The organism is Rothia endophytica, from assembly GCF_928381505.1.
GTDB classification, from domain to species: Bacteria; Actinomycetota; Actinomycetes; order Actinomycetales; family Micrococcaceae; genus Rothia; species Rothia endophytica_A.
In genome coordinates this window covers 97,343-120,588 of sequence record NZ_CAKMSJ010000003.1, presented here as the reverse complement: position 1 = coordinate 120,588, position 23,246 = coordinate 97,343, and the positions used below count along the sequence as shown (strand labels likewise).

The 23,246-nt window shown below is 53.5% G+C and carries 17 protein-coding genes and 3 tRNA genes; 14 read left to right on the top strand and 6 right to left on the bottom strand.

Features of this window, described 5'->3' with window-relative positions; all coding sequences use genetic code 11:
- The first annotated feature begins 163 nt into the window (after positions 1-163).
- Entirely contained in the window at positions 164-1,309 is a 1,146-nt protein-coding gene (gene wecB, locus L6990_RS04440; protein WP_237202867.1) for a non-hydrolyzing UDP-N-acetylglucosamine 2-epimerase, read from the top strand.
- 294 nt (positions 1,310-1,603) lie between these two features.
- Here the strand turns inward: wecB and L6990_RS04435 are convergent, their stop codons facing one another.
- The 4 genes from L6990_RS04435 to L6990_RS04420 all read right to left on the bottom strand — a co-directional run bounded on the left by L6990_RS04435 (position 1,604) and on the right by L6990_RS04420 (position 8,779).
- Positions 1,604-2,848, bottom strand: a complete 1,245-nt coding sequence (locus L6990_RS04435) for a glycosyltransferase (protein ID WP_237202866.1) — start codon at positions 2,846-2,848, stop codon at positions 1,604-1,606.
- Between the two features lies 1 nt (position 2,849).
- The gene (locus L6990_RS04430) at positions 2,850-4,928 is read right to left on the bottom strand and encodes a glycosyltransferase family protein (RefSeq protein WP_237202865.1); all 2,079 of its coding nucleotides are present in this window, start codon (positions 4,926-4,928) and stop codon (positions 2,850-2,852) included.
- 214 nt (positions 4,929-5,142) lie between these two features.
- Entirely contained in the window at positions 5,143-6,396 is a 1,254-nt protein-coding gene (gene wecC / locus L6990_RS04425) for a UDP-N-acetyl-D-mannosamine dehydrogenase (protein ID WP_237202864.1), read from the bottom strand.
- Between the two features lie 385 nt (positions 6,397-6,781).
- Complete coding sequence (locus L6990_RS04420; protein ID WP_237202863.1) at positions 6,782-8,779, bottom strand: glycosyltransferase; 1,998 nt, start codon at positions 8,777-8,779, stop codon at positions 6,782-6,784.
- A 74-nt stretch (positions 8,780-8,853) separates the two neighbouring features.
- Between L6990_RS04420 and L6990_RS04415 the strand changes: the two genes are divergently transcribed.
- The 10 genes from L6990_RS04415 to L6990_RS04370 all read left to right on the top strand — a co-directional run bounded on the left by L6990_RS04415 (position 8,854) and on the right by L6990_RS04370 (position 18,922).
- On the top strand, positions 8,854-9,588 hold the full coding sequence (locus L6990_RS04415) for a DUF6270 domain-containing protein (RefSeq protein WP_237202862.1): 735 nt from the start codon (positions 8,854-8,856) through the stop codon (positions 9,586-9,588).
- Positions 9,589-9,687: 99 nt separating this feature from the next.
- Entirely contained in the window at positions 9,688-11,901 is a 2,214-nt protein-coding gene (locus L6990_RS04410; RefSeq protein WP_237202861.1) for a RecQ family ATP-dependent DNA helicase, read from the top strand.
- Between the two features lie 13 nt (positions 11,902-11,914).
- On the top strand, positions 11,915-12,427 hold the full coding sequence (tadA, locus tag L6990_RS04405; protein ID WP_272879263.1) for a tRNA adenosine(34) deaminase TadA: 513 nt from the start codon (positions 11,915-11,917) through the stop codon (positions 12,425-12,427).
- A gap of 102 nt (positions 12,428-12,529) precedes the next feature.
- Positions 12,530-13,177 (top strand): TetR/AcrR family transcriptional regulator, encoded by a 648-nt coding sequence (locus L6990_RS04400; protein ID WP_237202860.1) that lies wholly within the window; start codon positions 12,530-12,532, stop codon positions 13,175-13,177.
- 48 nt (positions 13,178-13,225) lie between these two features.
- Positions 13,226-13,316, top strand: a tRNA-Ser gene (locus tag L6990_RS04395).
- A gap of 100 nt (positions 13,317-13,416) precedes the next feature.
- Complete coding sequence (gene upp / locus L6990_RS04390) at positions 13,417-14,055, top strand: uracil phosphoribosyltransferase (RefSeq protein WP_237202859.1); 639 nt, start codon at positions 13,417-13,419, stop codon at positions 14,053-14,055.
- Positions 14,056-14,477: 422 nt separating this feature from the next.
- On the top strand, positions 14,478-15,251 hold the full coding sequence (locus L6990_RS04385) for a winged helix-turn-helix domain-containing protein (RefSeq protein WP_237202858.1): 774 nt from the start codon (positions 14,478-14,480) through the stop codon (positions 15,249-15,251).
- Between the two features lie 124 nt (positions 15,252-15,375).
- Complete coding sequence (locus L6990_RS04380) at positions 15,376-16,152, top strand: alpha/beta fold hydrolase (protein ID WP_237202857.1); 777 nt, start codon at positions 15,376-15,378, stop codon at positions 16,150-16,152.
- Between the two features lie 147 nt (positions 16,153-16,299).
- Entirely contained in the window at positions 16,300-18,345 is a 2,046-nt protein-coding gene (locus tag L6990_RS04375; RefSeq protein WP_237202856.1) for a BCCT family transporter, read from the top strand.
- Between the two features lie 49 nt (positions 18,346-18,394).
- The gene (locus tag L6990_RS04370) at positions 18,395-18,922 is read left to right on the top strand and encodes a SixA phosphatase family protein (RefSeq protein WP_237202855.1); all 528 of its coding nucleotides are present in this window, start codon (positions 18,395-18,397) and stop codon (positions 18,920-18,922) included.
- A gap of 123 nt (positions 18,923-19,045) precedes the next feature.
- Here the strand turns inward: L6990_RS04370 and L6990_RS04365 are convergent.
- A tRNA-Ser gene (locus tag L6990_RS04365) sits at positions 19,046-19,137 on the bottom strand.
- A gap of 284 nt (positions 19,138-19,421) precedes the next feature.
- Positions 19,422-19,509: transfer RNA gene (locus L6990_RS04360), tRNA-Ser, on the bottom strand.
- 110 nt (positions 19,510-19,619) lie between these two features.
- Between L6990_RS04360 and L6990_RS04355 the strand changes: the two genes are divergently transcribed.
- The 3 genes from L6990_RS04355 to L6990_RS04345 all read left to right on the top strand — a co-directional run bounded on the left by L6990_RS04355 (position 19,620) and on the right by L6990_RS04345 (position 23,213).
- Positions 19,620-20,612: an NAD(P)H-quinone oxidoreductase gene (locus L6990_RS04355; protein ID WP_237202854.1), complete on the top strand. Its 993-nt coding sequence runs from the start codon at positions 19,620-19,622 to the stop codon at positions 20,610-20,612.
- Between the two features lie 151 nt (positions 20,613-20,763).
- On the top strand, positions 20,764-23,010 hold the full coding sequence (locus L6990_RS04350; protein WP_237203101.1) for a carbon starvation CstA family protein: 2,247 nt from the start codon (positions 20,764-20,766) through the stop codon (positions 23,008-23,010).
- Positions 23,011-23,024: 14 nt separating this feature from the next.
- Positions 23,025-23,213, top strand: coding sequence for a YbdD/YjiX family protein (locus L6990_RS04345; RefSeq protein WP_237202853.1), 189 nt, complete (start codon positions 23,025-23,027; stop codon positions 23,211-23,213).
- Positions 23,214-23,246 lie beyond the last annotated feature (33 nt).

Here is a 23,246-nt window from a genome sequence, read left to right as displayed (position 1 = left end):
CCCTATATCCCCCTAACAGATGTAAACAAATCAACAGACTTCGGTCATTAAAATCTGCTATAGGTATCTCTGCCAGATGAAACAGCTTCTTGCTGAATACCTGCACTTATTTGAGACGCTCGTTTCGTCGCATCAGCACACCTAGAAAGAAATATCACAAGACATGCTAAAAATTATGACTGTCTATGGCACACGTCCGGAAGCTATCAAGGTAGCCCCGATTATTAAGGCTCTAGAAGAGTCAGATAATTTTGAGTCTATTCCTGTTGTAACTGGTCAGCATCGCGAAATGCTTGATTCTGTGAATAAACTCTTTGGTATCGAGCCTGTGCGCGATCTGAATATCATGAGTGCAAAACAGGGACTAAATGGAATCGTTGCCAAGGTTATTAAGGGTCTTGACGCGGTCTACGCTGAATTTGAACCAGATGCTGTCATTGTTCAGGGTGATACTTCAACGGTGATGGGTGCTGCTATTGCTGCTTTTAACCGTCAGATTCCTGTCGTGCATGTCGAAGCTGGGTTGCGGTCGGGTGATATTAATTCGCCCTTTCCTGAAGAAGCTAATCGCAAGCTGACCTCGCAAATTTCTAAGCTTCATTTGGCACCGACCTCGACCTCTAAAGCAAATCTCTTGCGCGAAGCTCTACCCGAAAAAGAAATTGTAGTCACCGGCAACTCGGTGATTGATGCCCTACTTGAGGTTGTTGAGAAGCCTGTAGAGTTCACCGACCAGACTGTAGCTGAACTCGTTGCCCAGAAGGACGATGCCCCGATTGTTTTGGTGACTACGCACAGGCGTGAAAATTTGGGGGAGTCAATGCAGAATATTGGCCGTGCTGTTGCTACTTTGGCAGGTAAGTACCCAGGTTACCGTTTCTTGCTCCCTGCCCATAAGAATCCGCTGGTGCGTGAGAATGTCCTCCTTCATCTTGAGGGACTACAGAACGTTTTCGTTATTGAGCCCCTTGTTTATGCGGAGTTCGCTCATGTTATTGCGGCATCTCGTATTGTGCTCACTGACTCAGGTGGGGTTCAGGAAGAGGCCCCAAGCCTGGGTAAGCCAGTGCTTGTGATGCGTGAGAATACTGAACGCCCTGAGGCTGTGGGTGCAGGTACTGTCCGACTGGTAGGCGCAGACTATGATCGCATTGTTGCGGAAGTATCTGCCCTAATCGACGATGAGAAGCACTTCGCGTCAATGGCGAACGCTGTGAACCCTTACGGTGATGGTCGTGCTGCAGAACGAACCGTGGCAGCCCTTGAACAGATGTTTGGGCTGGGGCAGCGGTTAGCTGATTTTAAGTAATAAAATTATGGCGGCTGGGAGATAAACCCCCAGCCGCCTTCTATTACTGAGGCTTATTCATGCGGGGGTTGGGGCATGGGCCCCAACCCCCGCATGAATAAGCCTCTTTAAAAAGCGATGCTATCTTTTTTCAAGAACAATCGACAGCGCCATTTAGGAAGATTAGAATGGGGCCCCGGGTTTAATTGACAGATGATAGTACAAATCAATACCAATTGAATCTTGAATTATTCTAACTGCATTTATTTTATCTGCTTGGTTATATAGAGGCTGGCAGGTATTCTAATAATTGCATTAACTACGAATTGATAGAAAATCAACTGAAATTGGTTTCTGAGTTTCCTTGGAGTTCCAGACTTTTACTTTATGTGGAAAGTTTTTGATATCTGATATAAACACAACCCTTCCTGCAATTTTATTTTTATTCGCAAGAATTCCTGTTACAAGCTCTTTATTCCCATAATTTTGCCACACCCCGCTTGCTCTAGGGCGACTTAAACTATCAGCGTACTCTAGGGAAATGAAAACTCTACTTTCAGTAGAGGGGGATGAAGAGGTGAAGTGATAGTCAAACTCAACTAACCCTTGTGTGTGAAGGGAATAAGGAAGTTCGATTGGTTCAGTAGAGAGGTATTGAGTATTTGATGCGGCGTTCTTTAATGAATTGAAGTAAATGTACTCTGATTTAGCAATATGCTTACTAAATTCAGGAAAAGTTTGGTTTAGTATTGCATCGCTATATTCAACATAGGGAGCATTATTTTGTTCGCGATATATTCGTTCGATTATCTTCTCATCAGGTTTGCTCTTGTATCCATCCTGATTTTCATGAAGCATGGTGATGAAATTAGGATATCGCGAGTCTAAGATGGTGGGGGCCCATTTGTCGACTTGAGTATGATTTTGTCTAGGTGCTTCAATAAATGAATCTGTTGATTTGGTGTATTTACTTATATATAGCTGCCCTACTGAAGTTTTAGGACGGTAGCATTCACGGATATCCCATATTTTGCCCTCATTGTAGAATGCGGTGTAACCACTACCAAAGGAGAGGCAGTACCCGGCGTGCTCGCTTTGGATGTACTGTGATGCCATTTCGAAAAATTGTGTACCAAGCAAATCATCATCATCTACCCGGTACCATGCGTAAAGCACCTCATCTGAAGAATAGTTCCGGGAAATATCCTTAGCAACAGTATTGATGATGTTCGAGTGGTGGTCTGCTGAGTCGTTGCAAAATAATTCCAAAAAATTATATTTATTTTTTGCATCTTCAAGTTGAAGTTTATATTTTTCAGGAAGGTGGCTTGAGTATTGAACTATATGTCTGACGTTATGGCCTTTGGATGCTTTTTCAATCTGAGGTAACGATATATTAACAAATATATTAATTCGTGAATCTAAGCGTTCAGAAGAGTATAGCTTCTGCATATATTCTTCAACTGTTGTGGATGAGGAAAGGTTCCAATTGGGAGACCCAGGAATGAAAAGTGAAAATCGAGTAACGCCGATAAAAAATGGTTTATTTATATCAAACAATTTAAATCTCAATCTGTTGAGTATCTGAACCGACGAATTTCATGTCACCTGTGGCGAACAACTTTGCATCGTCAACTGTCCAAGTATGGGTGGTTTTATCTGCTCTACGCATGACTAGTAAATTAAACCGATCACTTGCATAAATTTTTTCTCCTGAACGTTTTACCTGTTCCAAGAATGAGGAATCTTCTGAGCGTTCCAGCTCAGGGAACCGGAAGCGTTCAAAAGTATCTTTCCAGCCACAGAAGGTAGCTCCGCGTACAAAGTCTGTATAGCGATTCTCGTGGCTAGAGTATGTCAGGACAGTGCTATTCATTTCTTCAAAATAGATATACGAAGCTGCTTTACCCGCTAAGGCTGCACCGCTGAATTTTAGTGCGTTCTCAAGGTCAAGGGCGTAATTTGCACCGTAAAAATCATCATCATCCATACGAAATAAAATATCGCCATTGCATGCATCAGTTAATTGATTAAGGTTCGCCCCTAGAGTTTGAGAAGCTGGAGCAGATAGCAACGTCAGGTTTGAAATTTTATATTTTTGTGAAAGTGATTCAATCTGTAGGTCAGTGGGTTCAAAACCGTGCGTTAAAATAACCAATTCTTTATTTTCGACTACCTGACGCTCAAAATTCTGGAAGATAACTTCCAGGTTCGAAGGACGATTGGTTGTAATAAAGAAGCTTCGCTTCATTTGAGGAACGTTCACGTTTATGCCTAATTGTCGCATAACCTGAACTGCTCTTTGGGTGTAGGTGTGGTGTTGAAAAACATGTCGCTGTGCTACATGCACACGTCGTTCACGGTATTCGTCTGACCTTAGAAGAGCACGAATTTTATGGTAGGCATCGTCCTCCCCCGAGACCTCCGTTAGCATCTGATTGGGGAAAAAGTTCCTAATAGCGCCGGTACTCCCAGTCACGACAGCTGCACCACAGGCAGTTGCTTCAAAAATTCTGCGTGCACACATCGTGTTTGAATCCACGACAGAATTTACATTAATGACAGCTTTGTAGGCATGGTAGGCGGTTAGCATTTGAGGATAAGGGAGGGTTCCTCTTACCTTTTTAATATATTCATCGGGGAATCGATATTTTGAATCTTCCCCTGAGTTGCGAGAGTAGATATCAAGATTAAACTTCACTGCGGCAGGAAGAATCATATCAAGTTGATCACGACGTTCTGGGTACTTCTCTCGAAAATACATACCCCCAAAAACAATATCGCGGTCTCGGTTAACCATCCCGATACGGGCTGGGTTGTGAATCTTAGGCTGAGCAGCAAATGGTAGGACATCTATATTGTTATGCCCCAACCGTTTCTTGTACTCATGCACCAGATTTCCATCGGTAGTGAATACATAGTCAAATAGTTGTGCAGTAGGAAGAAATTCCTCAAAATGTGGGGGATCCTCTTTATTCCAGAAGACGGTTGGAATACCTTTAGTTTTGCAATACTCCACCATTTCAACGACTGCAGCGCGTGGAGCTGTCTGCCCTACCAGGTGGTACCGCCACGCTCCTGCATTCGCTTCCCACGCGCTCTCTACAAAAAGGAAGTCAGGTTGAAATTCATCAGTAATTGATTTCCAGTTGTCAGGTGTGGGTTCAATTATTGTCCATTCGTAAGCAAATGCGCGCGCTGTGAATTCATCTGCTACAACCATTGCTTTTACGTCACTGAATACAGGCTCTGCCGAGGTGGGCTCAACACTCGGAAAGGAAAATTGTATTTGTGGTTGCTGCTTTCCAGCACTTTGAGAAACTGCTGTTGTCGTGGCATGAGATGAAGCTTTTGTCGTGGCATGAGAAGAAGGGGAAGTAGTAGCCCTAGCCAGATTATTAACAGTTGATTGAATATCTCTAATAATGGGAGCTGAACGTCCTGCTGAACCAGCTACGTTGCCAACAATGATACCGTTCTTTAAGATTCGACGGTCAATTCTTTGTGACAGGGATAAGTTTTCTTCTAATACAGATTCAATGCTTTTGATTGAATTGACCGTTGCAGAGGTATTACGTTGTACGGTAGCTGTATCATTCTTAATTTCTTTTATTTTTTGCAGAGATTCATTAGTGTTCATTTGGCCAGCCCGTGCAGCAGTACTAGCAACGTAAAGTATCTTTCGGTCTACTATGCGGTATATTGTGAGCGTAACCCAGGCAAAACCTATGAGAACAGCGAGAAGCGCTATTGGGAGATTATCTAATATTAAACAAATAACAAAAATTACTGATGTAACTGCAATTGGAGTTGTTATATGTTTAATGAAATTCTTTGTAGAAGTCGAGTGCATGTTAACCCCAAATCCCTTTAGTATCTACGATTTGCTTACCCACTAGCGCCGTGGCTGGCACCGCCTTGAATTCTTCGTGATCCACCAAGAGGACCACCACATCTGCGCGCTCGATAGCGCTTTCATAAGTGTCAAACTCAAGATTTCCGATACCCTCAAGTTTTGCCGGTAACGCAGAAACATTGGGTTCAACTGCAAGTACAGTCGCCCCAGGGAGCTCCTGGGCGAGACGTTGCGTGATATCCATGGCAGGTGACTCTCTAAGGTCATCAATATTAGGCTTGAAAGCCAAACCAAGAGCTGCCACAACAGGCTGGGGAGCCGAACCTGCAGCATCACGCACCTTACCGATTACCCATTCTGGCTTACCATCGTTGACCTCTCGTGCGGTACGAATCAAATTTGAGTTCTCACGGTCAGCCGACACAATAAACCAAGGATCAACTGCAATGCAGTGCCCACCCACACCAGGGCCAGGCTGCAAAATATTCACGCGCGGATGATGATTAGCTAGGCGGATAAGCTCCCATACATCAATGCCGAGCTTATCGGCAATCAGCGACAGCTCATTAGCGAAGGCAATGTTCACATCGCGGAAGGAATTCTCGGTCAGCTTCGCCATCTCAGCTGTCACATCATCAGTGGGCAATAGCTCGCCGGTGCAGAAGCTACCATAAACCTCGGTTGCGATTTCAGTTGCGCGAGGAGTCTGGCCACCAATAATACGGTCGTTAGTAATAAGCTCTTCCATTGCATAGCCCGGCAGGATGCGCTCGGGGCAGTGGGCGAAGTATAGAACCGGCTTATTCTCGGGGTTCTCAGCGCCATCAGCAACAAGGTCAGGACGCAAAGTCAGGATGTGCTGTGCCATCTTATCCGTGGTTTTGGGGGGAGAAGTGGATTCAAGAATAACAAGTTCGCCGCCCACCAGCTGGGGCGCAATAGTCTCGGCAGCTGCCATAATGTAGGACAGGTCGCCCTCGTAGTCATCTTTGAAGGGTGTGGGCACGGCAAGAATATATACGTCAGCATGTACCATCTCGGTGGTTGCCTTTAAGTTACCCGAATTAATGGCTTTTTGAAGTTGCTCTTCGAGCCCGGGCTCAACGATAGTGACCTCGCCGCGATTGATGCGCTCAACGTTGGCTGCGTTAATGTCGATGCCAGTAACTTTGAGGCCATGATTAGCCATAACAACAGCAGTGGGTAGACCGATATAACCGAGGCCTATGAAGGCAATAGTGGGGGAGGGCATGCGTTTCCTTAGTTTTTGTGTTTAGCAGTGCGGAGTTCTCTAGTTCACTGTAATTCTATATGAGCTAAATGAAAATAGAGACTATAGATGGTCTAGCTCTCATCATAAAAAGTGTGAGGTTGAGCTGGTTATAAATACACCAAGATACATATTTGGTAAACATGTAGAAGTTGGTATCTGACCATTCGCTACCCTCAAATTTAGAGTGAATCCCCTTGTTAGATAATGATTTACGGCTAAAGGTAGCGAAGATGAGTGTTTTTTCATGCAGTTGCGCTATAGAGTTCTTGTCTATTTCTAATCACTAAACTGTAGGTCTATCTAATACAGAAGAAGTCATGTCCAGAAAGCGGACTCTACAAACTCTCTGAATGTTTATAAGCCCCTAAAAGAAAATGTGTTCTTGACTCAAACCAAAGTGATGCACCTGAGCATTGGCAAGAAGCTCAGCGTCACTTACCCGCCAGGTGTGCTCACTGCCCTCTCCGGGGGCACGGCGAACCTGCACAAAATTGAAACGGTCAGCAGCGTAGAGCTGGCCGCCAGCTGCAACCACACTTTTCAAAAAAGCGGTGTCTTCGCCCGTATTGACCGCCTCAAAAGGGTGAGTCTCAAAGACTTCGCGGCGCGCAGTCAGGGTGGGTCCAGCCAGAAAATCCGTGAAACGGTGCTCCCTCTCACCTGCACGCAAGACCGTGGCATTGTTACCAGCCAAGTGCATGTAGTAGGCTTGTTTGCCCACCACATCAGCGCGGGAAAAATCTAGTGCATGCAACTGATCCTCTAGATAGTGTTGACCGTAAAAATCATCGTCATCCATCTTCGCAAGAATCTGACCATCAGCCGCAGACACCAGAAGGTTAAGGCACTCACCCAGAGAGGTTTCTGCGCTGGCACTGAGCTTGCGCGCGCCTACCAGCCCGGCGTCTTCGGTCAGCTGAGCAAATTCAGTGTCGGTCAGTTCAAAACCGTGGGTCAGCACCACCAGCTGGGCACGGACGGTCTGTTGCGCCACCTGGCGCATCAGGTGGGGCAACTGCTCCGGGCGGTTGGTGGGAGCAAGAACGCTCACCGTCGGTTGTTGACGCTCACCCACCAGTTGCCTGCCGGTCAACTGAGCTACTGCCTCCAGTACCTGCTGCGCTCTGTGGGTATAGGTGTGCTTCCTCCAAATCTCCCGTTGTGCCAGATGTACGCTGCGATCGCGTAATTCACCGCTGCGTAATAGTGAGCGCACAGCAAGCTCGGCTTCTGCCGTGTTCTCTACAACAGAAATCATGCCGGACGAAAAATAGTTGCCGATTGCTGCTGAAGCGCTGGTCACGACGGGTGTACCGCTAGCGAGAATCTCAAAGATGCGGCGGGCACACATACTGGGGGAGTCAACCACAGAGTTCACGTTCAAGAACACTTTATAGGCCTTATAAGCCACCAGCATCTGCTCATAGCTCTGGCTACCCACCACGTGTTCGGTTAACGGTGCGGGAAACTGGTAACGCTCATCCTGCCCCAAAAACCGCGAGAAAATCTCGAAGGGTTCCTTAGTCTTAGCTGCTGCCGTGCGGGCGGCACCCAGCAAGAAGTCCATCTGTTCACGGCGCTCCGGGTACTTATGGGCAAAGTAGCTACCGGCGAAAGCTACCCCTCGCTCGGCAACCCCGTGGTGAGGGCGCACCGGGTTGTGCACAGCGCTTTGAGCGGCAAAGGCCAAAGGATAGATGCGGTCATGCCCCAGACGCTCGCGGTAATCAGCAATCTTGTTGGAGTCTGAAGTGAAGACGATGTCGAAGAGGGCAGCTGTATCTAGAAAATCCTCAAAGTGTGGGGGGTCTTCTTTGTTCCAAAAAACAGAAGGGATATTCTTTTTTCGCGCGTAATCCAGCATCTCCACCACAGCTGGGCGTGGAGCGCTCTCGCCCGTCAAATGATACTGCCAAGTGCCACTATTGCCCGCCCAGGCTGACTCAACCAGCAGGAAACTGGGTTCTTCCCGCTCAAAGACCTCGCGCCAATCAGCGGGAGTCACGGGCAGGCAATCAAACTCATATCCCCAAGCCACAGCCGAAAAATCATCGAGAACAGTAGCCACCTTCAGGCCCTCAAAAACCGGTGCATAGCGAGGGTAATCCAAAGCCAGAAAATCTAGGGAGTACCCAGCCGGGCTCTTCTTGCTTTTAGCCACAGCCGGCACCGCCCCCACTGCCTCCTCGCTGGCTAAACCCACGCCCCGGCGTCCTGCTGTGCCACGTGATGCAAAAGCAGCCCCGCCAAAATGTGAGGACATCAGCTGGCGGCGGCGAAACTTCTTCAACTGTTTGAAGCCACCGTGACGTAGATGCCAGATTGCCCTGCGTACGTCTGAAGCAGAAAACTTGGTAGGCAAAGGGGCTCCTTCGCTAAAATAAAAAAGGGTATACCTAAAGTTACCCCAACCCAGCACACAGGGAAGAGTAACCCATGACCACAGAAACAGAAGTACACCCAGTCTTTGTGTACGGCTCCTGCGTGGCGCGGGACAGCTTTGAGTACTTCCCTAACAGCTATCGTGTCTCACAATACGTTGCCCGGCACTCCCTGCTGGCAGATGACACCGACGCCAGCTACAAGCTCCCAGCAGACATCAAACTGGCCAACGCCTTTCAAACCCGAATGCTCCGCGCTGATTGGGGGGCAGGAGCACTGAACCGACTGCGCAGTCAAGCTAACCGCTACCACCTTATACTTTGGGATATCTTCGACGAACGCCACGGGGTGCACTGGTTCCATAGCGGCGAAGTGGTCACCCGATCCATTGACCTGGTGAGCTCAGAAACCGCCATGAGCCTGATTGAACCCGGCACTCACGTGCCCTTCGGCGCAGACGAACATTTTGAAGAATGGGCAGAAAAAGCTACCGACCTTGTGCAAAGCCTTAAGGAACAGGGTGCTCTAGAACGGTTGCGTCTTATCAAGGTGCCCTGGGCAGAGGTTAATACCGAAAGTCACCCTACCCCTGTGAGCATGGGCGTTACCGCAGCCGAAGCCAACCAGAAAAGCCAGCGCTACTACGCACATCTAGCCGCACTGGGCGCCCCCACCCTTGAAGTACCCGCAGAACTAGCTATTGCCGACCCTAACCATCAGTGGGGCGAGGCTCCCTTCCACTACGTGCCAGCTGTCTACGAGTACGTACGCGACGCCCTAACGGTCTAGAACCTGCCGATATGAACGCCGTTAGCCCCATCTGCACATCAGTAGCAGGCGCCCATTGGAACTTATGCTGCTCAAACTTACCTATGGGAGACTGGAACCATGACCTCACCCCTGCACCGTGAAGCCCTGGAGCTTCTGCATAAGCTCACCGCTAACCCTGCGGCCCACTTCCATCCCGGTCAGTTTGAATCTATCGAAGCGCTGGTAGAGCACCGCCGCCGCGCTCTCGTTATTCAGCGCACGGGCTGGGGCAAGTCTGCTGTTTACTTTCTCTCTGCTCTTTTGCTGCGGCGGCGCGGGGCTGGCCCGGCGCTGATTGTTTCGCCCCTGCTTGCTCTTATGCGGGATCAGGTAGAAGCCGCCTCCCGTGCAGGTGTGCGGGCGGCGATGGTGAACTCCTCCAACGTTACCGAGTGGGACGAGGTGCGCGAGCGCTTGGCCGCCGGTGAGATTGATGTTCTCCTGGTAGGGCCAGAACGCCTCAACAACCCTGCCTTCCGCGAGGAGTGGCTACCCACGCTCTTGCACACCATCGGTCTATTGGTGATTGATGAGGCGCACTGTATTTCAGACTGGGGTCACGACTTCCGCCCTGATTACCGCCGTATCCGCGACCTCATTGCCCACCTACCTGCCGGTGTGCCGGTTCTTGCTACTACGGCAACGGCTAATGAGCGGGTCGTGCAGGACGTCGCCGAGCAGCTGGGCGCGAAGGCACACGATACCGTCAGTACTGTTTCTGCCGGTGGAGAGAGCGCTAGCCAGAGTGCTGCATTAGATGATGTCTTCATTCTGCGCGGCCCGCTCTCTCGCGCATCCCTTCGCTTGGGAGTTTTGAAATTACACAATTCAGAAGCCAGGCTGGCCTGGTTGCTGACCCATCTGGGGCAGTTGCCGGGTTCGGGAATTATTTATACCCTCACCGTTTCCGCAGCTGAAGATACCGCTGCTGCCCTGCGCTCTGCCGGGTATGATGTGCTGCCCTACACGGGCAAAACCGATGCGGACGAACGCCAGGAGGCAGAGGCCGCATTGAAAGGTAACCGCGTCAAAGCTCTGGTGGCTACCAGCGCCCTGGGCATGGGATTCGATAAACCCGATTTAGGTTTCGTGGTGCACCTAGGTGCCCCCTCCAGCGCTGTTGCCTACTACCAGCAGGTGGGCCGAGCCGGTCGCGGCGCGATTAAGGCTGATGTGCTCCTACTACCCGGTGCTGAAGACCGGGAAATCTGGCACTATTTCGCCACCGCCTCTATGCCCACCCCAGAGAACACCTCAGCAGTTCTTGCTGCCCTGGCTGAGTCAACAGCGGCCGGCCAGGAGCTATCGGTGCCAGCTCTCGAAACCCGGGTGGACGTGCGGCGCTCTAGCCTGGAGCTCTTGCTTAAAGTGCTAGCGGTTGAAGGCGCTACCGAGCGCCGCAGCAAGGGCTGGGTGGCGACCGGCGCCCCCTGGCAGTATGACGCCCCGCGCTACCAGCGTGTACAGCAAGCCAGGGTTCGTGAGCAGGACGCCATGCTGGCCTACCAGAGCACCCAGCAATGCCGAATGCAGTTTCTGGCCTTTGAGCTCGATGACCGCACCGCTGAACCCTGCGGTATCTGCGATGTCTGCGCCGGGCCTTGGTATTCAACTGACGTAGACCCCGAGTTGGGGCAGGGCGCTCGCGGCGCGCTGAACGGCACAGGAGTTCCCATTGAGCCGCGCGGGATGTGGCCCACCGGCCTTGACCGGGTTGCGCCCGGTGCTGTTCACGAGGTAACAGGTAAGCCCCTGCGCGGGCGAATCGCCCCGGCAGAGCGCGCTGAGACCGGCAGGGCGCTGGCCCGCCTTACTGACTTAGGCTGGGGCAACCGCCTGCGTGAAATCTTTGCCCTGGACGCTAACGGTCAGCCCCAGGATGGCCCGGTGCCCGCCGATCTTGGGAGAGCCTGCCTCAAGACTCTTGCTGAGTGGGGCTGGGAGCAGCGGCCGGTGGCGCTCATCGCGTTGCCTTCACCGGCACACCCTGTATTGACTGATTCGCTGGCGCGGGGCATCGCCCAGGCAGGTAAACTTGCCGATTTAGGGACCTTTGAACTGGTAAAAGAGCCAGCACATTTTAGCGGCAACAGCGTCTTCCGGTGCGGAGGCGTGCTGGGTGCCTATCGCCTGCCTCAGACTGCCGCTGACTACCTCGCTACCCATCCCGGCCCGGTTCTACTGGTCGCTGACCGGGTTGATTCGCGCTGGTCTTTCGCGGTCGCTGCCCGAACCCTGCGCGCTGCCGGGGCCACCGCCGTCCTACCCTTTGCCCTGGCAGCTACCCACTAGAAGAAAGGCTCGTATGAAGAACTCCTACTCAGAGCTCAGAAGCCGCCAGCCTTTCTCTGACCGGCCCCGCAACCTGTGCCATGAAGAACTCATGCGCCTGGCACTAGACCAGGCACGTTTAGCCCTGAATGAGGGGGATGTTCCCATCGGTGCAATCGTGGTGGACGCCCAGGGGCAGGTGATTGGCCGAGGCTACAACAGGCGCGAGGCTGACCATGACCCCACTGCCCACGCCGAAGTGCTGGCACTGAGGGAGGCCGCTTCCCGCCTGGGCAGTTGGCGCCTTGATGGTTGCACCCTGGTGGTCACCCTTGAGCCCTGTCTGATGTGCGCCGGGGCCATGCTTCTAGCGCGCCTGCCCTACCTAGTGATGGGTGCCTGGGAAGAGAAAACGGGGGCTGCCGGGAGTGTCTATGATGTTTTACGCGACCGCAAACTCAACCACTGGGTAGAAGTGCATCCCGGTGTCTTAGCAGAGGAGTGCGCGAGTCTTCTCAAAGATTTCTTTCGCTCTCACCGACCGTGACATTAGATTTCTTCCTTGTCCCATTAGGGTGCACAGACTTGCCCACTTTTGCTGTATCTTTGAAAAAGTAAACAATTTTATTCAAATAAGAATGGAGTGGGTGTGTCCGGCGAAATGCACAGTTCGGTGATTTATGCGCACCAAGTGCCGGTGGTTGAGGCTTCTACCCGGCGCCCGGGCCGGACCAATAAAACCCAGCTCAAACTGTTTGAAGCTGCCATGGAAATCATGAGCAAGGGCGGCCTCACCGCTACCACGGTAGAGGAAATCGCTGAAAAGGCAGGGGTTTCTAAAGGGACGGTCTACTACAATTTTGGGTCGAAGAAGACCATGATTGATCAGCTGCTTCAGTACGGAGCCAAGCTCCTTCTAGCCGAAATGTCGGCAGCGGGCGACCACGAAGACCCCAGGGAGGCTTTGAGTAATTCTCTGCACGCCGCGGTGCTCTATCTTGAAGAGCACCCCGGCTTTGCGCGGCTGTGGGTCTCTGAGCTGTGGCGTAGTGACGAGAACTGGTCAAAGACCACCGATGAAATCCGCTCGGACATCATGCGGTTTGTCTGCTCTAAGGTCTCAGCTCTTTCTACCCGCTACGATGTGCGCAAAGAACAAACCATTGAAGGGTTGGCCCTGGTCATTTTTGGAGCCGTCTTTATGCTGGCTATGGACCACACCAGGCACGGTGTTCGCCGCCCCGCCAGCGTCGCCACAGCCACCGCCATGCTAGCGGTTGACGGCTATATCCTCTAGTTTTTCAAGTTGAGATGAACCGCCCCCTAGGGTAGTATTTCGTGAGATGGTGACGTGTCCGAGCGGCCGAAGGTGCAACACTCGAAATGTTGTGTACGGTAACCCCGTACCGAGGGTTCAAATCCCTCCGTCACCGCCAGTAAACCCTGTTTGTCCTAGTGAATCTAGGGTGAGCGGGGTTTTCTTTTTAGATGCGTCTCTTACAGCGGGGCGCAAGGACGACGGAAGGCGCTTTCTCCATGCGTATTAAAGTTCTCAACCACCCCCTGGTGGACCACAAGATCACCGTTCTGCGGGATAAGAACACCCCCTCACCGATTTTCCGTCAGCTAGTGGATGAGCTAGTTACGCTACTTGCCTACGAGGCAACCCGCGATATCCGTGTGGAACCCCGAGATGTCGAAACTCCGGTTGCTAAGACTGTAGGATCACACATCGCTAGCCCCCGCCCCCTGATTGTTCCCATTCTGCGTGCTGGCTTGGGCATGCTTGAAGGTATGACCCGTTTGATTCCCACCGCCGAAGTGGGCTTCTTGGGCATGGCGCGCAATGAAGAAACCCTGGATATCGTTACCTACGCTGAGCGTCTGCCAGAAGATCTCACCGGGCGTCAGGTCTACGTGCTGGACCCCATGCTTGCCACCGGTGGCACCCTCATTGAAGCTATCAAGTTCCTGCGTGCTCGCGGTGCCGAACATATCACTTGCGTCTGTGTGCTGGGTGCTCCCGAGGGAATTGAAGCCCTTGAAAAGGGTATCGATGGTCTTGAGAACGTTGATCTCTTCTTGGCTGCCCAGGATGAGCGCTTGAACGAGAAGTCATACATTGTGCCCGGTCTGGGCGACGCTGGTGATCGCCTCTACGGGGTAGCTCACTAGTTCTTGATGATGGGCTCCTTCTGGGGTGTAGCTGCTGAGAGAGCAGCTGCACCCCATTTTTATGCCAGGTAATCTCGCTTCGCGATCCTCTAAAAAAGAATTATTGACTTTTTGCGTTGCCTTGTTGTAGTCAAATTGACTCTGACCCGTAGTAAAAATATTCATATTTTTCCCAATTCCTTATTCATACTCGAGGTATTAATTGGAAAAATATTCAGAACACAGATATTTTTTGCATCATGCATTCTCCTTGCCGGTGCTATAGTCTAAGGAGAGCCGCATAGATGTCTTAAATGTTACTTGCTTAATCCGCCATATCAGACAAGGATTAAAGGAAAGACGGGCAGCTCACGTTTCACACACATGAACTCGTGCGTCTCTAGAGGTTACACACTCGATGCCCATCGAACAGGGGAGAAAAAATGTCAGGTGCACCGGGATATGTTCACATATCACAGCGAAGCCGCTCCACCGCCCAGCGCCCTCATGCAGCTGGTGTGCAGAACGGTAGTCAGAATAAGCCTCAGCCCACTAACCTGCGCCCCATGACTTTCAAACCCGAGCCCCAGCGCGCCGTCGCGCAGGAAAACGAAGCTCGCGGTTTCGTGGTCTACGTAGGTTTGAGTGAAGAGGCTGCAGCTTCTAACGGCACCTCCCTGGTGCGCATTGTGCAGGACCTACGAGCTTACGCCCATAACCTGGCACCCGAAGCTGAATCCTACGCCGCCGTTGCTCTGGCTCCTACCGGTGCAGAAGGTAGCGATCTTGAGGTAGTGCGTAACGCCTTGGGTGACCCCACCGCCGTGCACTACCAGCCTGAGGCTCTGCCCACCGCCCTCCATCAGGGGGCAGAGGATGCGAAGCCCACCCACTCAGTCGGTGTGCTCATTGATCTTTCCCGCCGCGAGGTCTTTCTGGACGGCGAAATGCTGAACCTGACCTACAAAGAATTTGAGCTACTCAACTACCTGGTAGAAAACGCAGTGCGGACCGTAGCTCGTGAGGAGCTGCTGGTGAGCCTGTGGCGAGACGCTGAAGAGGTGCCTAACGAACGCACCATCGACGTCCATATCCGCCGCTTGCGCTCTAAGCTGGGCCGTCTTTCCAACACCGTGCGCACCGTGCGCGGTCAGGGCTACCGTTTCTATGAGCACCCCGAGGTTGTTGTCTGGGCAGCCCCTGAATACTCCATCTAACCCGCTGACGCGGACGATGCGCCACCGTCTGGCTAAATGCCCGGCGGTGGCTTTTTCTTGCCCACGCCCAGGGCGTTTTTGGGTGCTAACCGATGCTTGACACCCTGCCGGTAGAGTAAGGGGTATGACTGTTTCAGCTCTCTCTACCTCACTCGTCGGTTCTGGCCCCATCAAGGCAGTGTTTCTGCACGGCTTACTGGGCCGCGGCAAGAATTTCACCCGCATTGCCAAAGATCTCGGTGAGCAGGCTCAGACCCTGCTCATTGACCTCCCCAATCATGGCGCGTCACCCTGGACTGAAGGCTTTGATTACGTGCAGATGGCCGATGCTGCCGCGGTGACGGTGGAAGAGTTTGCTGACGGTGAGAAAGTAGTGCTCATGGGTCATTCCATGGGCGGCAAGATTGCTATGCTGCTTGCCCTGCGCCACCCCCATTTGGTGGAAAAACTGGTGGTTATCGACATCGCACCAGGGGAGTCAAAGGGTAACTTTGAGGTGCTCATGGACGGTATGTTGGCGCTTCCTATCGATACCTACACCTCCCGCTCCCAAGCTGGAGCTGACCTGGCACCTAGCGTACCTTCTGAGAGTACGCGCGCTTTTCTGCTACAAAATCTCATCATGGGCAAGGAGGGGAACCGCTGGGAGCCCAACCTGGCGATGCTACGTGAGAATCTGCCTAGCATTATGGGATGGCCGGGTGCTGAGGGCACCTTTGATGGGCCGGTGCTCTGGATAGCGGGCGGTGATTCGCCCTACATCACTGACGCTGATACTGCCCCTATGCGTGCGCTCTTTCCCCGCGTCCGTAAAATTTCGATTAAGGGGGCCGGTCACTGGGTGCACGCTCAAAAACCGGAAGAAACGGTTTACTTTCTACGTCAATTCATGGCGGCCTAGGTGCCGCTAACTGCGCTTGCCCGCAGAATGTACTAGCCCGTGAATGAGCCAACCGAGCCGCCACATTACGCCTACACCTATCGATTCTTGGCCCAAAGAGTAGTACAGTCGATGAGTCAGCAAACTTATAATCAACGGAGTATGTGCATGGATGGCCAGCACCCTAAACCCGAACATAAAGATCTCACGGTAGAGCCCATCATCTCACCTACCTCAGATAAGAGGCCCACCTTCTCTTACAACAATCCCGCCACGGGAAAGCTAGGGCAGGTTGCCCCCGCGGCAGGGTCACAGAAGGCGAAGAAGCCGGCAAGGAAGCGCACCGCACCGCAGATTATTCGTGACGTTATTTACCCGCACGATACCCACCCCGCCCTGGTACCCGGTATTTCTGTTGAAGAGCAGAAAATCAAGTACGGGGTTGATAAGCCCATTTTGGCAACGGTAGGTGCCCTGATTATTGGGTTCGTTATTTGGGGTGTTCTGGCGCCTGCTCAGGTGCTAGAAACTTCAACCGCCGCGCTGAACTGGGTTATGAGTAACCTGGGCTGGATTTTTACCTCCCTGGCCGCCGGTCTCATGGTGCTGCTGCTTCTCATCGCTTTTTCTCGCTACGGAAGAATACCGCTAGGCGTGGACGGTGAGAAAGCTGAGTTCTCAACAGCGTCCTGGGCCTCTATGCTCTTCGGCGCCGGTATCGGCATTGGCATTATTTTCTTCGGCCCCTATGAGCCCCTGACCTATTACCTTTCACCGCGTCCAGGTGCCTATGATCCTGCTACTGCTGAAGCTATTACCGGCGCCATGGCCCAAGCTGCCCTGCACTGGGGTGTTAACGCATGGGCCATCTACGCCATCGTCGGTCTAGCAGTCGCCTATGCCTCCTACCGCCGCGGGCGTGTGCCGCTCATGAGCGCCATCCTTGAACCCCTGTTCGGTAATAAGAGCGGATCCTTTGGGTCACGACTCATCGACGGTATGGCTATCATCGCCACCCTCTTTGGCACCGCCGCCTCCCTAGGCATCGGTGCGTTGCAGATCGCTCACGGCACCAAGCTGGTCACCGGCTGGAGCGCCACCACCAATAACGTTGCCCTGATCATTATCGTGGTGCTGACCGTGGGTACCATCCTTTCTGCGGTATCCGGCGTCTCCAAGGGCATCCGCTGGCTCTCCAACATCAATATGGGCCTTGCTGTGCTCCTCGCTGTTTTCGTGTTCATCGCTGGCCCCACCGCCTTCCTGATGAACATCATCCCGGCCACCATCATCGAATACGTGGGCACCATGCCCGACGCTCTTTCAGCCAACATGGCAGAGAGCCAAGAAATGCAAGCCTTCCTCTCATCCTGGACCACCTTCTACTGGGCTTGGTGGGTCAGCTGGGCACCCTTCGTCGGCGTGTTTGTTGCCAAGATTTCACGCGGACGCACCATCCGCCAGTTCATTCTGGGCGTGCTCTTCATCCCCTCCACCATCATCGTGCTTGCCTTCACCATTATGGGCGGCACCGCCATCTGGATGCAGCGGGAAAGTAACGCGATTGCCCCCGATGGCACTGCGGCAACTATCCCACCGGCCCAAGAAATCTTCTTCGTGGTACTCGACCAATTACCCGGTGCGTCCATCATTGCTCCAGTGGTTATTATGATGCTGGCAATCTTCTTCATCACCACCGCTGACTCTGCTTCGCTCGTGAACTCTCAGCTCTCCCAGCGCGGCAACCCCTCACCGAAACGCCGTATCACCACCTTCTGGGCCCTCTGCATGGCGGGTATCGCCGTGGTCATTCTGATGACCGGCAGCGAAAATGCTCTGCAGGGCCTGCAGAACCTGATCACGGTCACGGCCCTACCTTTCTCTATCGTTCTTATCCTGATCTGCATCGCCTTCCTCAAGGAGCTACGCACCGACCCCATAGCCATCCGCCAGAAGTTCGCCGCAGTCGCCGTTGAGAACGCAGTGCACCAGGGGGTGAGCGAGCACGGGGACAACTTCGCGCTCAAAGTTGAGAAAACTGAACCCACCAGTGACTACGCCACCGGTGCCGATTTCGATTCAACCGCTAGCGAAGTGACGGACTGGTATGTACGCCGCGATGAAGAAGGCAATGAGGTGGATTACGACTACAAGACGGGCGAATACACCGGGGAAATCCCCATTGTTGAAGCTCCCAAAAAGCCCCAAGAATAGCTAGGTGCTCTCGCGCCGCCTGCCCCGGCGGCGCGTTACACTGGGGGTTATGAGCGAGTTTTCTCTACCGCGTCACGACGCTAAAACACTGATTATTATGCGCCACGCAGAGGCAGACTGGGGGCTGGATGATTTTAACCGCCCCCTGACCCGCCGCGGGCATGAACAGGCATCGAGAGCAGGGCAATGGCTGGTGCAGCAGGGGTTTGTGGCCGAGATGCTGGTGAGCTCAGCGGCTTTGCGCACTCGGCAGACCACCACCTGGGTTTCTGAAGCGTTGGGGGAGAAAGCCCCCACCGCTAGCTTGGATGAGCGGCTCTACAACGCCCCGGCATCCGCTTTGGTCTCAACGGTTAATCGAGCGCCTCAGGGGGTGCAGGCACTCATGCTGGTAGCGCACCTACCCGGTGTGCAGGACGCAGCCCTGGAACTTGCGCGCCCCGATTCTGACTATGAGGCTCTCATGGACGCTTCGCACGGCTTCTCTCCATCATCGGTAGCTGTTTTTGATGTTTTTGACGATTGGTCCGAACTCACAACCGGCTCCGCCTTCCTCAAAGCCTTTAAGTCCTTCTAATCGGCTGCTCAGTCTCTCACTAAATACCGCCACTAAATACCGCGAGGGGAAAAGACCTTGCCCCGGTACAGAAAAACCCTGTCTAACCTAGGTTTCACTAAGTTAGACAGGGTTTTTCCTGATTGGCGGAGACGGGGGGATTTGAACCCCCGGTCGAGTTTAATCCCGACCCTTCATTAGCAGTGAAGTCCATTCGGCCGCTCTGGCACGTCTCCATGTAGCTTGTGCATCCAGCTCGTCAACGTTGCTTTCAGCACCACAGCTCCCCCAATACTAGCCGCAAAAAGAGCAAGGGTCAAAACGCTGCGCGGTATTTGGCGTCTTCATCTCGGCTATGGGGCTGAGTATGTTTGCACAGAAATCAGCAGTTATCCGGTGACTAGTACCGGGGCAGAACGTGAACATTTTTCCTGAACATTACTTCACCGCCTGCCAGCCCTGTGCGAGCCCAGAGGGCATACAAAAAGCCCCGCTTCTTTCGAAGCGGGGCTTTAGCTTGCGGATGGTGTGGGATTTGAACCCACGAGACGGGGTTGCCGCCTACTGGTTTTCAAGACCAGCTCCTTCGGCCGCTCGGACAACCATCCAGCGTGCTGAGCACTCAAACAATACTACACACCCAGCATAACTTTGCAAAACATAACCGGTGTGTGCTCACTCTCGTTAGAGTGGGGTAAGAGAAAACTAAGGAGCAAGTATGCGTGCAATACGGGAAATAGATCACGGTGGGCCAGAGGTTCTGGTAGTGAGTGACGCACCCCAACCCGCTGCTGAGCAGGGGCAAGTGGTACTCAAGGTTGCTGCTAGCGGCATTAACCGGGCCGACGTGATGCAGCGCCGAGGGTTTTATCCACCCCCACCGGGCGAAAGTGATATCTACGGACTGGAGGTGTCAGGCACCGTGGTTGAAGTGGGCCACGGGGTTCCGGAAGAGCTGCTGGGCCAGGAGCGGGTAGCACTGCTGGCTTCCGGAGGCTATGCCGAATGTGTTGCCGTGAACTATGACCACACCCTGCCGGTACCCAAGGGCGTCAGCCTGGTAGAAGCCGCTGGCTTGCCGGAGGTTGCGGCTACCGTCTACTCCAATTTAGTGATGACCTGTGGTGTGAGCGAGAGCGCTGATGATAACGCCGGGCGCACCCTGTTGATTCACGGCGGGACCGGGGGGATCGGCTCCCACGCTATCCAACTAGCGCAAGCTCTAGGGTTGCGGGTTCTAGCGACTGCTGGCAGCGACAAAAAGTGCGAGCGCATCAAGCAGCTAGGTGCTGAGCCCATCAACTATCGCACCCAAAATTTTCGTGAGGTGGCACTAGAGCTAACCGAGGGTAGGGGAGCGGATGTCATCTTGGACGTGGTGGGTGGCTCTTACCTGGACGATAATCTCAAGACCCTGGCTGTAGACGGTTCGCTGGTGATTATTGGCCTGCAGGGTGGGAATGAAGGGAATATTAATCTGGGCTACATGCTTTCCCGGCGGCTCAGCGTCCATGCCACCTCCCTGCGCACGCGTAGCTCAGCGAATAAGGCCGCCATCGTTGCTGGGGTTGGACGTATCACCTGGCCCCTGCTGGAAAGTGGGGTAATTTCACCCCACCTGGACTGCACCTTCCCCCTTGATGACGCGGCGGCTGCTCACACCTACTTTGACTCCGGGGAGCACGCCGGCAAAATCCTGCTGGTGCCCTAAAGGTCTGAGCCGAGGAAACTCTTTGTCACACACGGTTCAAAAATGGAGAAAAATGTGAGACAGGTCTAATGTGTGAGTACGCACATTATTCTCGGTCACACACCGGGCACACAGTATGGAGATTCTTGTGGAAGCTCACTCCCCATCAACTATTGATAACGAGCGGCCGGCGGCTTACGTCGACACCGACAAGCTAGAAACAGATCATGTCACGTGGACGCCCAAGAAAATAGCTATCTGGGCTGCCATCGCTATTGTTGGTGCGGTCAGCTGGTCCATGATCGCTATCTTCCGCGGCGAAACTGTGAACGCCATTTGGTTTGTTTTCGCAGCGGTCTGTAGCTACCTGATAGGTTACCGTTTTTACGCCCGCTTCATTGAAGCCAAACTGACTCAGCCCGATGACCGCCGCGCAACCCCAGCGGAGTACGACGCGGACGGTAAGGACTACGCGGCCACTGACCGCCGGGTGCTCTACGGCCACCACTTCGCAGCTATCGCGGGCGCTGGCCCTCTGGTTGGCCCCGTGCTGGCAGCGCAGATGGGCTTCTTGCCGGGCACTATCTGGATCATTGTGGGCGTTATTTTCGCCGGTGCTGTTCAGGACTACCTGGTTCTCTTCTTCTCCATGCGCCGCGGTGGGCGTTCCCTGGGCCAGATGGCTAAGGAAGAACTAGGAACCGTTGGTGGTTACGCCGCTATTCTGGCAACCCTCGCCATCATGATCATCATTACCGCCATCCTGGCCCTGGTTGTGGTGAACGCCCTGGGCGAATCGCCCTGGGGTGTTTTCTCCGTGGGTATGACCATCCCCATCGCGCTCTTCATGGGTGTTTACCTGCGCTACATCCGCCCCGGTAAAGTCGGCGAAATCTCTATCCTTGGCTTCATTTTGCTCATGGCAGCCATCATCGGTGGTGGCCTGGTTAGCAACACCGAATGGGGCGTGCAGTATCTTACGTTGGACCGCGTCACCCTGGCCTGGGCTGTCATCATCTACGGCTTTATTGCCGCCGTTCTGCCGGTCTGGCTGCTGCTAGCACCCCGTGACTACCTCTCCACCTTCATGAAGGTGGGCACCATCATCCTGTTAGCAGTCGGCATCATCGTGGTCCGCCCCGAAATCACCGTTCCCGCGGTCAGCGAGTTCGCCTCCCGTGCGGACGGCCCGGTGTGGTCAGGCTCCCTCTTCCCCTTCCTCTTCGTGACCATCGCTTGTGGCGCCCTGTCAGGCTTCCACGCTCTCATCGCATCGGGCACCACCCCCAAGATGGTTGAAAAAGAACGTCAGACCCGTTTCATCGGTTACGGTGGCATGCTCATGGAGTCCTTCGTGGCTATCATGGCGCTGGTTGCAGCCGTAACCATCGACCGCGGTATCTACTTCGCCATGAACTCGGCAGCCGGTGTCACCGGCGGCACCGTTGAATCGGCTGCGCTTTTCGTCAACTCCCTGGGCCTGACCGGGGTGAACGTCACCCCCGAAATCCTTCAGTCCACTGCAGACGCCGTGGGTGAGCAGTCCATTGTTTCCCGTACCGGTGGTGCCCCCACCCTGGCGGTTGGCATGGCGCTGATCCTGAACAAGATGATTCCCTGGTTTGAGCTCACCAGCTTCTGGTACCACTTCGCCATCATGTTTGAGGCTCTCTTCATTCTGACCGCTGTGGACGCCGGTACCCGCGTGGCTCGCTTCATGCTCTCAGATACCCTGGGCAACTTCTTCCCTAAATTCAAGGATCACAACTGGCGTACCGGTGCCTGGATTACCACCGCCGTGATGGTCGCTGGTTGGGGTAGCATCCTGATTCTTGGTGTGACCGACCCGCTGGGTGGTATCAACACCTTCTACCCGCTCTTCGGTATCGCTAACCAGCTGCTGGCTGCGGTCGCTCTGGCGGTCTGCCTGGCTATCGCCGCTAACAAGGGTAAGTTCAAGTACCTCTGGATTATCGCCGTGCCGCTGGTCTTTGACCTGGTCGTTACCGTGGTGGGCTCCTACCAGAAGATCTTCTCCTCTAACCCTGCCGTGGGCTACTGGGCTAACCACTTCCGCTACAAGGATGCAATTGCTGCAGGTGAGACCTCCCTGGGCGCAGCCGCAACCCCCGAAGCCATGGACGCGGTTGTTCGCAACACCTTCGTGCAGGGCTCCCTCTCTATCCTCTTCGTCGTGCTGACCCTGATCGTGGTGACTACCGCTGTCATTGAGGTATTCAAGGCGAAGAATGGGCATGCTCAGCAAACCAACGAGAACCCCTACATTGAGTCCAAGATTTACGCCCCTGCCGGCATGCTGGCTACGGCTCCCGAGAAGGAACTTGAGCAGGAATGGAAGAGATTCTACGCCAAGTACCCTGATCAAATCTCGGGCTCAGCCGGGCACCGTGAGCACTAGCGAAGCAGGTGAATATGTCACTGCGTGATTTCTTCTCCCGAGCGCGCTGGCTGGCTAACGGTGTGCTGGGTGCTGACAAGTACCAAAAGTACCTGGCCCACCACCGTGCCACCGGCTGTGAACACCCGCCCATGACCGAACGCGAGTTCTGGCGTGATCACACCGACCGCATGGAAAAGAACCCGGGCACCCGCTGCTGCTAGAGTGCACAAAGAAGTCTGCCGGAGTTGCCTAAA

Coding starts and splice junctions, on each gene's coding strand:
- L6990_RS04370 (WP_237202855.1), top strand. CDS start 18,395: ATGAGCGAGTTTTCTCTACCGCGTCACGACGCTAAAACACTGATTATT.
- L6990_RS04355 (WP_237202854.1), top strand. CDS start 19,620: ATGCGTGCAATACGGGAAATAGATCACGGTGGGCCAGAGGTTCTGGTA.
- tadA (WP_272879263.1), top strand. CDS start 11,915: ATGAAGAACTCCTACTCAGAGCTCAGAAGCCGCCAGCCTTTCTCTGAC.
- wecB (WP_237202867.1), top strand. CDS start 164: ATGCTAAAAATTATGACTGTCTATGGCACACGTCCGGAAGCTATCAAG.
- wecC (WP_237202864.1), bottom strand. CDS start 6,396: ATGCCCTCCCCCACTATTGCCTTCATAGGCCTCGGTTATATCGGTCTA.
- L6990_RS04345 (WP_237202853.1), top strand. CDS start 23,025: ATGTCACTGCGTGATTTCTTCTCCCGAGCGCGCTGGCTGGCTAACGGT.
- L6990_RS04430 (WP_237202865.1), bottom strand. CDS start 4,928: ATGAACACTAATGAATCTCTGCAAAAAATAAAAGAAATTAAGAATGAT.
- upp (WP_237202859.1), top strand. CDS start 13,417: ATGCGTATTAAAGTTCTCAACCACCCCCTGGTGGACCACAAGATCACC.
- L6990_RS04380 (WP_237202857.1), top strand. CDS start 15,376: ATGACTGTTTCAGCTCTCTCTACCTCACTCGTCGGTTCTGGCCCCATC.
- L6990_RS04375 (WP_237202856.1), top strand. CDS start 16,300: ATGGATGGCCAGCACCCTAAACCCGAACATAAAGATCTCACGGTAGAG.
- L6990_RS04385 (WP_237202858.1), top strand. CDS start 14,478: ATGTCAGGTGCACCGGGATATGTTCACATATCACAGCGAAGCCGCTCC.
- L6990_RS04415 (WP_237202862.1), top strand. CDS start 8,854: ATGACCACAGAAACAGAAGTACACCCAGTCTTTGTGTACGGCTCCTGC.
- L6990_RS04410 (WP_237202861.1), top strand. CDS start 9,688: ATGACCTCACCCCTGCACCGTGAAGCCCTGGAGCTTCTGCATAAGCTC.